The following is a 12730-nucleotide window of genomic DNA, read 5'->3' as shown; positions in this document are numbered from 1 at the left end:
ATATCAGAATACTGGAGGCAGCAAGCTGTTATCAAAAACACAGTCTTAGAATTCTACCGAAGAAACGGTATAAGAAATTCTAAAGATATACTAATACATACATCGTCCATCGACCGCAGACAGATGCAAATCCCTGACAAGCAGTTCTCCTGACTTCGGCTTAGCGCTCTCCTGCGCCTTCCCAGAGAACGTCTTCCCCAGTGGCAAATGCAGGCAGCAAACCATTCACAGTGACGGGATCGTACCGGACTCTCACCGGTTTCTCTATTAATCCTCGCGGAACTTGCCGGACTGTGCAATTTTCTATGAAATTACCTTTATCACACCAAAATTGTATCATGATATTTTATATATGTAAATGAATCTTTTTATTATTATACAGGCTTGACAAAAAATCATATATTTTGTGCTTTTCTGCAGTAAAAAAATGCAGACTCTGCGCTCTTTTTTGTTCTAAATTATATTATTTCATGGTTTCGATTTTACATTGCTTAATTTTATTTTCTATTTTATAATAATATCAGTATAGGCTTTACGGCCGCGTTTTATGAAATTTCACTAAAAGAATCGAGGAAATTACTATGAGCAACGAAAATATCTCTAACCCAAAAAATTTTCAGAAAGAAGCTGACAATATCATCTCCATGGATATTTCCACTGTAAAAAATCTGCAGCTTGGATATCACGGAGAGACTATTTTTCTGTACAAAGCTGAAGATGAAAACTTCGTGTTAAAAGAATACATCGGCGGACTCTCCGGTTCTGAGTACTACGCCAAAGTCACTGCAAACCGGATTAAAACCACGATTCGTTACGGACGCCGGGAAGAAGTCAACCGCGATACATATGTGGAGGTATTTCTGCCGGAAAGCTGGCACGGCGAGCTGCAGCTCTCCAGCCAGTATGGCAACATCATCACGGAGGAAAACTGGTCCTTTGAACGTTTTGCCGCAGAGACCATGGAAGGCTCTATTTCTCTGAAAGAGATTTCCGCTCCCCGCATCCGCATGAGCTGTCCGGTGGGCAGTATCCGGTTTGATAAAGCAACCGGTTTCGCTGACCTGCATTCTGTCTCCGGCAGCATCACCGCCGGTCTCATTGACGGCGGAGCTAAACTGGAGACCTCCGGCGGCCCGATCTACGCGGCGTTCTCTTCTCTCAATAATATTGTAGAGTGCAACACCCTGAACGGACGCATCGAACTTGTTCTTCCGGCCGGCGCCGGCATCCGCATGGACGGCATCAGCAAGACCGGAACCATCACCTCGGAGATTGAGGGACTGACGGTACAGACAAAGCCAGGCAACAAACAGTGCATTTCCGGCATCATCGGAGAGAAGCCATTTCAGAATGTTCGTATCTCCACCATTAACGGAGATGTGCTGCTTCAGGAAAACTGATTCCGTTTCCCGCAGATATGTAAAACTACGATGGTATAAAAGAATTGCTGGACGATCTGCCGCAGCAAACCGGCGCCGGTTATCACGGCTGCCGGTTCTTTGGGAGTTCCACCCAGAATGCAGTCTCACGGCTGTCGCTCTCCACGCGGATCTCTCCCTCGTGGAGTTCCACGATTCTTTTCACAATGGCCAGTCCGATACCTGTGCCTTCCGCAGCGTGGGAAGTATCGGACTGATAAAATTTATTAAAAATACGTTTCCGGTCCTCTTCTTTGATCTGAGGGCCATTATTTTTGATGGCAACGGCGACCGTTCCGTCTTCCTGACACTCTTCGTCAGGATGCTCCCGGATGAGAACCGTTATCTTTCCTTTCTCCGGCGCAAATTTTATGGCGTTGTCCAGAAGATTTACCCATACCTGCTTCATCATTTCTTCATCTGCCTGAATCATATGTTCATTGAAATCACAGGAAATCTCCAGCTCCTTCTGGCTCCATTTTTTCTCCAGCAGGAGAACAGAACGCCGAAGCTGTTCTGAAAGATTGTATTCTTTCACGCCGCTTAAGATCGTCTGATTCTCCACTCTTGTCATATCCAGCACATTGGTAGCCATCTCCGCCAGACGGCCGGACTCCTGCTCGATGATGGACAGGTATTCCCGGGTCTGCTCCGCTTCCAGATTTCCCCGGCACAAAAGTCTGGCAAATCCATAAATGGAGACAATAGGCGTCTTAAATTCATGGGAAAAATTATTGACAAAATCAGAACGGAGCATTTCTGTATTGGAAAGCTCTTCTGCCATCTTATTGAAGCTGTCCGCAAGCTTTCTTCCGATTTTCCGTTCTCCAAAATACAGCCGAACCGAATAATCGCCGTCCGCAAGCTGATTCATGGCGCGGATCAGTTTATTCAGCGGCCGCAGAGAAATACGCCCCACCACAAAGGAGACGATCGTTCCCACGAAAACACTCGCCAAGGCAAACTCCAGCAATACAAAAGTCAGGCCGTAGCGCGCGGAATGAGGAAAATGAAAAATTCCGGCCTTGATCAGCAGCCAGGTAACAAACACAACGAACGCCATGGTCACAACCAGAACAAAAAATGCGACGACCGTCACAAGAACAATGAGAGGAAAAGGACTTTTTGGCTTTCTTTTCCTTCTCGTCCATCCTCTGTTTCCACTGCGCTTCTTCTTCATACTTTTCTCACCGCCTTATATCCAAGTCCCCGGACAGAGACGATTTCAAACTCATCCCATCCTTCGAACCGCTTTCGCAGCCGTCCGATATGCACGGTCACCGTCTCCCAGCCCGTATCGCTGTCCATCCCCCAGATTTCGTCCATGAGCTGAATCCTGGTAAAAATCTGTCCCGGATAGGAAAGCAGCTTATACAAAAGAAGAAATTCTTTCTGCGGAAGCTCCTGCGTCTTCCCATGGCCTGTGACAGTCATGGAATTATAATCAAGAACCACATTCCCTATGACAATTCTCTGCTCGCTGACGATCTTTGCCCGGCGCAGCAGAGCGCGAATGCGCAGCAGCATCTCTTCTTCATCCACCGGCTTGGTCATGTAATCGTCCGTCCCGACAAGAAATCCTTTCTTCTTATCAGCCGGGAGCTGTTTTGCCGATACCATCAATATCGGAATAGTATCCTGCACATCCCGCAGTTCTTTTGTGAGAGTATAGCCGTCCATCTCCGGCATCATAATATCCAGGACAATCAGATCAATATGCTCTCTGCCCAGAATATCCAGAGCCTGCACACCGTTTTCCGCCGTGGTTACAGTATAGTGCGCCTCTTCCAGCACCGCCTGCATATATCTTCTTGTATTTTTATCATCGTCCACAACTAATATACGAAACATGGTAGTTCCTCCGCTTTTTGTTTATATATTCTTATTATAGCCGCTCCTCCTTATTCTGGCAAACCCGCCTTCCCGGGAAGACGCCACGCGGCGCCGGCACGATATCCCGATTGCCTTCGTGCCGGCGCCGCTGTAAATACATCTGTTTTTATTTCCGGAAAAGCCCCTTCAGTACTGCCACGCATCCCTCGATACCCAGCTGGGAAGAATCCAGGACAATGTCGTAATTTTTCATATCATTCCAGTGTCTTGTGGTATTACCGTAATAATATTTGGAACGTTTATTATCATACCTCTTCCGGGTACTTTCCACATCCTGCTCCGGAATATGATAATCCGCCATAATCCTTTTTTTCTTCTCCTCATTATTTGCCCGAATGAAGACCTTCACAACTCCGCTGTGTTTCTTCAGTGCCTCCGAGGCGCAATGACCAAGAAAAACGGCCGGACCCTGTCCAGCAAAATACTCAATGGCCCGCTGCTCCTCGACGAACACCTTGCCTTCTCCGGAAAGCATATCAGAATCGCCGCTCTGAACCTTACTCATGACAAAAAGCGTGTAAAGAAAACTTCCGGAAACAGACTCCTCCAAATGCTGTATCTGATCGACAGATATACCATTTTTCCTGGAAACCGCTTCCAGAATCTCTGCTCCATAACAGGCGATGCCGCATTCTTCCGCAAGACGGCGGGCAATCTTGGTGCCGCCGCTGCCGTATTCTCTCTCTATGGTAATATAATTACATTTCATAACAATTCCTTCTTTCTTCACAAATCCCCACACAGTTATGACGCCTGATCAAACTGGCTGTTGTAGAGGTCGGCATAGAATCCTCCTCTGGCAAGCAGCTCTTCGTGAGTGCCGCTCTCGATGACGTCGCCGTCTTTTAAGACAAGAATCAAATCGGAATTCTTGATGGTGGAAAGACGGTGGGCGATAACGAAAGAGGTTCTGTTCTCCATCAGCTTATCCATGGCGTTTTGAATCTGCAGTTCAGTACGGGTATCCACAGAGCTGGTCGCCTCATCGAGAATCAGCATCGGTTTATCGGCAATCATGGCCCGGGCGATCGTGAGCTGCTGCTTCTGACCCTGAGAGAGATTCAGCTGATCATTCAGTACGGTGTCATAGCCATGCGGCAGTGTGTGAATAAAATGATCGAGTCCGACGGCTTTGCATGCCTGTTCCATTTTTTTATCATCGGCATCCGGCGTGCAGTAAATCAGATTTTCCCGCACAGTGCCTTCAAACAGCCAGGTATCCTGCAGTACCATGCAGAACTGAGAATGTACATCCTCTCTCTTCATGGATCTGGTGGAAACGCCGTCGATCCGTATATCGCCGCTTTCAATCTCATAAAAGCGCATCAGCAGATTGACCAGCGTGGTTTTTCCGGCTCCTGTCGGGCCGACGATGGCGATTTTCTGTCCGGGCTCCGCGTGAGCGGAAAAATCGTGGATGATGGTCTTTCCCGGATCGTAGCTGAACTTCACGTGGTCGAAATCCACATATCCGCGGGCTTTTTCCAGATGCGCCGTCTTCTCGCTCTCGTCTTCCATCTCTTGAGCTTCCAGGAACTCAAAGACACGCTCTCCTGCAGCCGCGCCGGACTGTAAGGACTGGGTCGCCTGGGCAATCTGCGAAAGCGGCTGTGTAAAGAAACGCACATACATCATGAAAGCAACGATGACTTCAAAACCAATCTGCCCGTTCATGGTGAGAACCGCTCCGACGACGCAGACCGCCACATAACCCAGATTGCCAATAAAAATCATCAGCGGCTGCATCAGTCCGGCCAGACACTGCGCCCTGAAAGCGCTGTCCCGCAGAGTACCATTCAGTTCATCAAAGGTTTTCTTCGCGTTTTCCTCATCGTTATAAGCCTTGACAACGGTATGACCAGAATACATTTCTTCAATATGCCCGTTCAGTTCTCCCAGATGCCGCTGCTGTCGGGCGAAATATTTCTGGGAATGGGCGGTGATCACCCGCATCAGCATGAAGCCGATAAAAATTGCCGCAACAGCAGTAAGCGCCATGATCACATTGGTAATGAGCATCATAAATAAGGAACCCACGAACAGAGTGATCGCCGATACCAGCATACCGACACTCTGGTTCAGCGACTGGGAAATCATATCCACATCGTTGGTTACCCGGGAAAGAATATCACCGTGGGAAGTATGGCTGTAAAATCCCATGGGGAGATTGTTGATTTTCCGGGTAATGTCGCTGCGCATCCGTCTGGAAACTACCTGGGCGATGGTCGTCATGATAAAATGCTGTATAAAAGACAGCAGAATACTACAGAGATAAAATCCAATCAGTGTAAATCCTATGCCTGCCACGGCATCAAGATCAATTCCCGTCATCATGCCATCGGTGATCACCGCAGTCAGATCTGATAATTTATCCGGTCCGACCAGCGTGAAAATGGTGCCGCCCGCAGCACAAAGAACAGCAATTATAATGGCGATTGAATAATTTTTACAGTAGAGTATCAGTTTCTTCCATGTACCGGTAAAATTTTTGGCTTTCTCACCGCCGCCCCTGCGCATGCCTGGTCCGCGGACGCCGCTGTTTCTTCCGGCAGCATTGGACGAATGGGCCTGGTTTTCCGTCTGGCCGGAAACATTTGTCTGATATTTCTTATTTTCCATTATGCCAATTCCTCCTTTGAAAGCTGTGAAAGAGCGATCTGCTGGTAAACGTCACAGGTCTTCATCAACTGGTCATGGGTGCCCATACCTGCTATCTTTCCGTCGTGCAGAACAATAATCTTGTCGGCGTCACGGATTGTTCCGATTCGCTGTGCCACGATGATCCGGGTAGCGTCGCCGCATTCCTTTTCCAGCGCTTTACGGAGTACACGGTCCGTCTTATAATCCAGGGCAGAAAAAGAATCGTCAAAAATAAAGATTTCCGGATGACGGCAGATTGCTCTGGCAATGGACAGACGCTGCTTTTGTCCGCCGGACAGGTTCGCTCCGCCCTGCGCCACATAGCCGTCATAGGTACCCATCATTTTTTCTACAAAGTCATTGGCCTGCGCCGTGTACACAGCATCTACGATGTCCTCGTCAGGAAACTCCTCACGTCCGTTGTCTCCAAAGGCGATATTGCTTCGGACAGTTCCGGAAAACAGAGTTGCTTTCTGAGAAACATATCCAATCTTATTACGGAGTGTCTGTTGATTATATTCACGGACGTCCACGCCGTCCACCAGCACCTGCCCTTCCGTAACGTCGTAAAATCTGGGGATCAGGTTGATAACCGTACTCTTGCCGCAGCCGGTGGAACCGATCAGCGCCACGGTCTCCCCCTTATGGGCGGTAAAGGAAATGTTGTGGAGCATGTCGCCGTCAGCATCCGGATAGCGGAAACTTACATTGCGAAATTCCACCTCACCCTGCAGATCAGTCTCCGGCTGGGTGACCGGTCCGTCCTTAATGCTCGGCTCGGTATCAAGCACTTCGTTGATTCTTCTGGCAGCGACCGATGCACGGGGCAGGATAACAAGGATAATAACAAGCATCATGAAGGACATGACAACCTGCATGGCGTACTGGGAAAAGACGATCATATCAGAAAAAATAGACAGCTTCGCCGGCCCCTGCGCACCGTCCACCAGGTAAGCGCCTATCCAGTACACAGCCAGCGTCAGTCCGTTCATGACAAGCTGGATACCAGGCATCATGAAGGCCATAGTCCGGCTGGCGAACAGCTGCGTCTTTGTGAGCCGCTCGTTTGCGTCCTCAAATTTTTTCTTCTGATAGTCTTCTGCATTATAGGCGCGGATGACATTTAATCCGGTCAGATTCTCTCTGGTAATCCGGTTGATATCATCAGTGAGCACCTGCAGCTTTTTAAACTTCGGCATGGCAATAAGAATACAAGTACCGACAATAAGCAGGAGAACCACAACAGCAACGCCGGTGCTGAATGTCCACTGCCAGCTCTTTCCCGCAATCTTTCCTATGGCCCATACCGCCGTGATCGGCGCCTTCAGAAGAACCTGCAGTCCCATAACGATGAACAGCTGCACCTGCATCACGTCGTTTGTGGAACGGGTGATCAGGCTTGCTGTGGAAAACTTGCCGATATCCGCCATGGTGAAGGACTGCACCTGATGAAAGAGCATTCCTCGTAAATTGGCAGAAAAATTAGCTGCGATCTTCGCAGCGCAAGTCACAGTACACACAGAGGCCGCAAAGCTGCCCAGCGCACAGCCAAGCATTTTTCCTCCGGCGGCAAGAATCTCGCTCATGGCGCTGCCTTCGGTCTGTACCAAAGTGGTGATTTCCGACATGTAATCCGGAATAGTCAAATCCATCCAAACCTGAAGGATTATGAACAACAATGCCGCAAAAGAGAGCGTCCACTCTGTTTTTGTAAACTTTTTAAGCAGTTTCAGCATAGTATTAACTCCTTTCATAATCTTGAGAGTGATAATACAATAAGGCGGAAAAATAAACTGAATCTAAACAGGAGAGCTGAATTAAATTACAAAGGATATACAAGAAGTGATCACATCAGAAAAGGAAGCTCCATTAATCGGAACTCCCTTTTTATTTTCTACTGAAACAGCGGTGTGGAATAGTACCGGTCGCCGTTGTCCGGCAGCAGCACAACGATGGTCTTTCCTTCATTTTCCGGCTTCTTCGCCTCTTCCATGGCGGCGTAGAGTGCCGCACCGGAGGAGATTCCCACCAGGAATCCTTCTGTCTTGGCGAGTTCTTTGCCATACTCAAAGGCGGCGTCATTCTCCACTGTGACAACCTTATCATAGATATCTGTGTCAAGAATCTCCGGCACAAAGCCTGCGCCGATGCCCTGAATCTTGTGCGGGCCGGCTGTGCCCTCCGACAGCATCGGGGAAGCTGCCGGTTCCATGGCGATGATTTTTATGTCCGGATTCTTTTCTTTCAGATAGCTGCCGATTCCGGTAACCGTTCCGCCGGTTCCCACGCCGGCCACAAAGATGTCCACCTCTCCGTCGGTATCTTCCCAGATCTCCGGGCCGGTGGTCTTCCGGTGTGCCGCCGGATTGGCCGGATTCTCAAACTGTCCCGGAATAAAGCTGTTCGGAATCTCTTTTGCCAGCTCCTCCGCCTTGGCGATGGCTCCCTTCATGCCTTCCGCTCCCGGCGTCAGCACAATCTCAGCCCCGTAAGCCTTCAAAATATTTCTCCGTTCCACGCTCATGGTATCCGGCATGGTGAGAATCGCCCTATAGCCTTTTGCCACAGCCATGGCCGCAAGACCGATTCCGGTGTTGCCGGAAGTAGGCTCGATGATCGTCGCTCCCTCAGAGATCAGACCTCTTGCTTCCGCATCCTCGAGCATCTCCTTTGCCACACGGTCCTTGACGCTTCCCGCCGGATTAAAATACTCAAGCTTCAGGAGAAGCCGCGCTTTCAGGTTCCATTTCTTCTCAAGATTCACCGCCTCCACCAGAGGGGTACGTCCAACTAAATCAAGAATTCCTCCATATATTTTTGCCATAATGATTTCCTCCTGTTTTTTCTATAGTATTTCTGCTTTTACCTTCTATTATTATAAATGTTTTGTGGATTCTACATATTTCTTCCGACACATTTACACCAATTTATAATTCCTCGGTCACCGCCCGGAACGCCTCGTCCAGATCCTCGATGATATCGTCGATGTGTTCCGTTCCGATGGAAAGCCGGATGGTATTCGGATAGATTCCCTGCTCCAGCAGCTCTTCGGCGTTAAGTTCCGCGTGAGTGGTGGACGCCGGGTGAATCACGAGAGATTTCACGTCCGCCACATTGGCAAGAAGTGAGAACAGCTCCAGGTTATCGATGAAGGTGCGGGCGGTATCCTCGCCTCCCTTTATCTCAAAGGTGAAAATAGAGCCGCCTCCCTTCGGGAAGTATTTGGCGTAAAGTCTTTTCTGCTCTTCGTCCTCTGTGGCCAGCGGATGATGAATCGCCTCCACCAGCGGCTGTTTTTTCAGGTACTCGATGACCTTCTGCGTGTTTTCCACGTGGCGCTCCACCCGGAGGGACAATGTCTCCAGTCCCTGCAGGAAGAAAAATGCGTGGAACGGAGAAAGACATGCGCCCGTATCCCGTAGCAGGATGGCACGGATTCTCGCAGAAAATGCAGCGTCTCCTGCCGCGTCCACAAAGCTCAGCCCGTGGTAGCTTGGGTTCGATTCCGTAAACTGCGGGAACTTTCCTGACGCTTTCCAGTCAAATCTGCCAGAGTCCACAATGACGCCGCCGATGCTCGTACCGTGGCCGCCGATAAATTTCGTGGCCGAGTGGATCACGATATCCGCTCCGTACTCGATGGGCCGCAGCAAATACGGTGTGGCAAAGGTCGCGTCGATCATCAGCGGGATCTGATGGGCGTGGGCAATCTTTGCGATGGTCTCCACATCCGCCACTTCCGAATTCGGATTGCCGAGGGCCTCTATGTACAGCGCCTTTGTATTGTCCTGAATGGCCTCCTCAAAGGCCTGCGGACACAGCGGGTCCACAAAGGTTGTGGTGATGCCGTAATCCGGCAGCGTGTGGGCCAGCAGGTTGTAGCTTCCGCCGTAAAGATTCTTCGCCGCCACGATGTGTCCGCCGCCCAGGGCGATATTCTGCACCGCGTAGGTCACTGCCGCCGCGCCGGACGCTGTGGCAACCGCTGCCACGCCCCCCTCGAGGGCCGCCATTCTCTTCTCAAAAATCTCCACCGTCGGGTTCGTAAGCCGGGAATAAATATTCCCCGCGTCTTTCAGAGCAAACCGGTCTGCCGCATGCTCCGAGTTATGAAAAACGTAGGAAGAAGTCTGATAAATCGGCACCGCTCTGGCGTCTGTGGCCGGGTCCGCCTCCTCCTGTCCCACGTGCAGCTGTAATGTTTCGAATCTGAAATTTCTGTCTTTATAATTTTTTTTCGCCATAATCTTGTGTATGTCCTTTCATTTAAGTCTTTTGTATCATACATTTCTTTTCCTACTTTGTCAATAGGAAAAAGGGTCTTTTTTCAAAATCTTATTCATCAACAACATTTTTCTCTCATGCATAAATATATTTTTTCCGGAGATACTGTCCTTATCTATATCTATAACACTAAGGAGTGATACTATGCCAATTACTGTTACCAATCAAAATTTTTCCCGGATAATTTTCTCCGGCCCGAATCCCGTCCTTTTATATTTCTCCAGTCCCGAAAACGAAATATCACGCAGGCAGGATACCATTCTTCGGCTTTTTGCCCACGAACATCCGGAGATTGTCATAGGGCGGATTAATACACGAAAGGAACCGTCTCTGGCCGCCATGTACGGCATTGAGACGATTCCTTCTATTAAGATATTCAAAAACGGAAAATGTACTGCCACCGCCGCCGGTCTGCAGGACAAACCGCAGATCTCCCGGCTTCTGATCCAGTAAAACATTTTCATATTTGACCGCGGGAACGATGACCGGACGATTGGAACGTTCCCGCAGAAATTTTATCCCAAAGCTACATCAAGAACCATCATCACAACAAATCCGACTGCGAAAGCAATGGTTCCCGCATTGGAATGTTCTCCTTCCGCCATCTCCGGAATCAACTCTTCCACCACAACATAAATCATGGCTCCCGCCGCAAAGCTAAGCAGGTAAGGCAGAGCCGGAACCACCAGTCCCGCCGCAAGAATCGTAAAAAACGCCGCCAGCGGTTCCACGATTCCCGTGAGCGTGCCGTAAAGGAACGAACGTCCTTTGCTCACCCCCTGGGCTTTTAACGGCATGGAGATGATCGCCCCCTCCGGGAAATTCTGAATGGCGATTCCCAGAGCCAGCGCTAAAGCACCCATGGCGGAAATATCCACATTTCCCTGTATCCATCCGGCAAAAACCACGCCGACTGCCATCCCTTCCGGAATATTGTGCAGTGTCACCGCCAGAAGCAGCATTGTCGTTTTCGAAAGAGATGTCTTTGGTCCTTCTGCTTCCTCGCTGTTCATATGCAGATGCGGAATCAGCTCATCAAGCAGCAGCAGGAAACCCATACCAAGAAGAAAACCCGCAGCCGCCGGGATAAATCCCCATTTGCCCATGTGTTCCGACTGTTCCAAAGCCGGAATCAGCAGACTCCACACGGAGGCCGCCACCATAACGCCGGCGGCAAAACCGGTCAGCACCCGCTGCACTCCTTCATGCAGATCCTTCTTCATGAAAAATACGCAGGCTGCGCCCAGAGTCGTTCCCGCAAACGGCAGCAAAATCCCTCTTATAATCTCAAAATCCAGCATAAATCTTTCCTTTCCCAAACATTTACTCTCCTGCGTCTGCACAGCAATCTGTATACAGTATCCTCCGGACATCTCCGCACTGTGCGCTGCAGCAAGAGCATAGGCTATTATACCATTTTTCCGGAAAAAAAACAGTTTTTGCACAGTATTTTTTCTGCAATAACAAAGAACAGTGAAAACCAACGGCTGTTTTCACTGTTCTGTCTTTTTCTGCTATTCTTTTTCGACATAATCCCGAAAAAAATCGATAAATGCTGTGGCTGCCGGAGAAAAAGGCTGTACTTTTTTCCAGACAAGAACCGTGCGGCTTTCCAGGCGGGGCGCAAGGGGAACAAAACTAATGCCGTCATACCTGCAGTCCAGCCGTATTGTCACCGCGACTCCCACCTTTCCGCTCACCATGGCCGCCATATTATACTGAAGATTACCGCTGGCAACCAATTTCATCTTATCTGAGCAGGAACCAAACCAGTTGCGTATCTGCTGATGTACCATTTCTCTTTGTCCAAACAGCAGCGGATAGGAAACAAGGTCTTCCGGTCTGACGCTCTCCTTCCCCGCCAGCGGAGAATCGTCCGGCACAAGAACTCCCCATTCCTCTTTTACAGGAATCTGAATAAATTCGTACTTGCTGATATCCACCGGTTCCAGCAAAATCCCCAGATCCAGCAGCCCTCTCTCCATCCGCTCCTTGATATTATCAGAGTCTCCGCTGAATATCTCAAACTGAACCAGCGGATGTTTGTCATGGAAAGCAGCGACAACCTGTGAGAGGAACCGGGAGCTTTTCAGCTCACCGCTGCCGATGGAAATCTCGCCCATCAGCTCTCCCTCTCTTCTCACAAACTCTCTCTCTGTCTTCTCCGCCAGACTGACAATCTCCTGGGCCCGGCGTTTTAAAAGCATACCGTCCTCCGTAAGTATGATCCGGTGCCGGCTCCGCTCAAAAAGTTTCACGCCAAGCTCCTCCTCCAGCTGCATCAGCTGCCGGGACAGCGTCGGCTGCGTCACATGAAGAAGCTGCGCCGCCTTTGTGATATTTTCTTCTCTTGCCGCCATGAGAAAATATTTCAGTACACGAAGTTCCATACTCTTTCTCCCTTCCGTATTAAAGCCGTCGTCCGCCCGGGGCATCTCTCCGACTGCACAGCAGCAATAAAGCTGCCATTTTATTTATTATACCAACCGGTTGTT

Annotated in this window: 11 protein-coding genes and 1 riboswitch; of the genes, 2 read left to right on the top strand and 9 right to left on the bottom strand. The window is 49.5% G+C overall.

The genetic code is table 11. The features are described 5' to 3' along the window. Positions 1 to 121: 121 nt before the first annotated feature. Positions 122 to 302, bottom strand: a riboswitch (cobalamin riboswitch). A gap of 279 nt (positions 303 to 581) precedes the next feature. Then, entirely contained in the window at positions 582 to 1400 is an 819-nt protein-coding gene (locus B5F87_RS15110; RefSeq protein ID WP_087282486.1) for a DUF4097 family beta strand repeat-containing protein, read from the top strand. 82 nt (positions 1401 to 1482) lie between these two features. Here B5F87_RS15110 and B5F87_RS15105 read toward each other — a convergent pair whose 3' ends face one another. The 7 genes from B5F87_RS15105 to B5F87_RS15075 all read right to left on the bottom strand — a co-directional run bounded on the left by B5F87_RS15105 (position 1483) and on the right by B5F87_RS15075 (position 10195). Next, a complete protein-coding gene (locus tag B5F87_RS15105; protein ID WP_087282484.1) occupies positions 1483 to 2598 on the bottom strand; it encodes a HAMP domain-containing sensor histidine kinase in 1116 nt (371 codons plus the stop codon). Continuing rightward, positions 2595 to 3269: a response regulator transcription factor gene (locus B5F87_RS15100; RefSeq protein WP_087282482.1), complete on the bottom strand. Its 675-nt coding sequence runs from the start codon at positions 3267 to 3269 to the stop codon at positions 2595 to 2597. Before B5F87_RS15100 ends, B5F87_RS15105 begins: the two co-directional genes overlap by 4 nt. A gap of 148 nt (positions 3270 to 3417) precedes the next feature. Continuing rightward, positions 3418 to 4020: a cytidylate kinase-like family protein gene (locus B5F87_RS15095; protein ID WP_087282525.1), complete on the bottom strand. Its 603-nt coding sequence runs from the start codon at positions 4018 to 4020 to the stop codon at positions 3418 to 3420. 35 nt (positions 4021 to 4055) lie between these two features. Then, entirely contained in the window at positions 4056 to 5828 is a 1773-nt protein-coding gene (locus B5F87_RS15090) for an ABC transporter ATP-binding protein (RefSeq protein WP_242964503.1), read from the bottom strand. A 101-nt stretch (positions 5829 to 5929) separates the two neighbouring features. Further along, complete coding sequence (locus B5F87_RS15085; protein ID WP_087282478.1) at positions 5930 to 7687, bottom strand: ABC transporter ATP-binding protein; 1758 nt, start codon at positions 7685 to 7687, stop codon at positions 5930 to 5932. 158 nt (positions 7688 to 7845) lie between these two features. Beyond that, entirely contained in the window at positions 7846 to 8775 is a 930-nt protein-coding gene (gene cysK, locus B5F87_RS15080) for a cysteine synthase A (protein WP_087282476.1), read from the bottom strand. A 103-nt stretch (positions 8776 to 8878) separates the two neighbouring features. Then, the gene (locus B5F87_RS15075; protein WP_087282474.1) at positions 8879 to 10195 is read right to left on the bottom strand and encodes an O-acetylhomoserine aminocarboxypropyltransferase/cysteine synthase family protein; all 1317 of its coding nucleotides are present in this window, start codon (positions 10193 to 10195) and stop codon (positions 8879 to 8881) included. A 184-nt stretch (positions 10196 to 10379) separates the two neighbouring features. On the opposite strand from B5F87_RS15075, the gene B5F87_RS15070 reads away from it, so the two are divergent. After that, positions 10380 to 10688 (top strand): thioredoxin domain-containing protein, encoded by a 309-nt coding sequence (locus B5F87_RS15070; RefSeq protein ID WP_087282471.1) that lies wholly within the window; start codon positions 10380 to 10382, stop codon positions 10686 to 10688. A 62-nt stretch (positions 10689 to 10750) separates the two neighbouring features. Here B5F87_RS15070 and B5F87_RS15065 read toward each other — a convergent pair whose 3' ends face one another. Together B5F87_RS15065 and B5F87_RS15060 are read right to left on the bottom strand one after the other, a co-directional pair. After that, on the bottom strand, positions 10751 to 11536 hold the full coding sequence (locus B5F87_RS15065; RefSeq protein WP_087282523.1) for a ZIP family metal transporter: 786 nt from the start codon (positions 11534 to 11536) through the stop codon (positions 10751 to 10753). A gap of 213 nt (positions 11537 to 11749) precedes the next feature. Next, a complete protein-coding gene (locus tag B5F87_RS15060) occupies positions 11750 to 12625 on the bottom strand; it encodes a LysR family transcriptional regulator (protein WP_087282522.1) in 876 nt (291 codons plus the stop codon). Positions 12626 to 12730 lie beyond the last annotated feature (105 nt).

Origin of the sequence: Eubacterium sp. An3, from assembly GCF_002159465.1 — a bacterium.
Lineage (GTDB): Bacteria > Bacillota > Clostridia > Lachnospirales > Lachnospiraceae > Anaerobutyricum > Anaerobutyricum stercoris.
The sequence above is the reverse complement of the archived record's forward strand: the minus strand, read 5'-3'. Positions and strand labels throughout refer to the sequence as shown.

Coding starts and splice junctions, on each gene's coding strand:
- B5F87_RS15095 (WP_087282525.1), bottom strand. CDS start 4,020: ATGAAATGTAATTATATTACCATAGAGAGAGAATACGGCAGCGGCGGC.
- B5F87_RS15085 (WP_087282478.1), bottom strand. CDS start 7,687: ATGCTGAAACTGCTTAAAAAGTTTACAAAAACAGAGTGGACGCTCTCT.
- B5F87_RS15060 (WP_087282522.1), bottom strand. CDS start 12,625: ATGGAACTTCGTGTACTGAAATATTTTCTCATGGCGGCAAGAGAAGAA.
- B5F87_RS15070 (WP_087282471.1), top strand. CDS start 10,380: ATGCCAATTACTGTTACCAATCAAAATTTTTCCCGGATAATTTTCTCC.
- B5F87_RS15100 (WP_087282482.1), bottom strand. CDS start 3,269: ATGTTTCGTATATTAGTTGTGGACGATGATAAAAATACAAGAAGATAT.
- B5F87_RS15065 (WP_087282523.1), bottom strand. CDS start 11,536: ATGCTGGATTTTGAGATTATAAGAGGGATTTTGCTGCCGTTTGCGGGA.
- B5F87_RS15110 (WP_087282486.1), top strand. CDS start 582: ATGAGCAACGAAAATATCTCTAACCCAAAAAATTTTCAGAAAGAAGCT.
- B5F87_RS15090 (WP_242964503.1), bottom strand. CDS start 5,828: ATGCGCAGGGGCGGCGGTGAGAAAGCCAAAAATTTTACCGGTACATGG.
- cysK (WP_087282476.1), bottom strand. CDS start 8,775: ATGGCAAAAATATATGGAGGAATTCTTGATTTAGTTGGACGTACCCCT.
- B5F87_RS15075 (WP_087282474.1), bottom strand. CDS start 10,195: ATGGCGAAAAAAAATTATAAAGACAGAAATTTCAGATTCGAAACATTA.
- B5F87_RS15105 (WP_087282484.1), bottom strand. CDS start 2,598: ATGAAGAAGAAGCGCAGTGGAAACAGAGGATGGACGAGAAGGAAAAGA.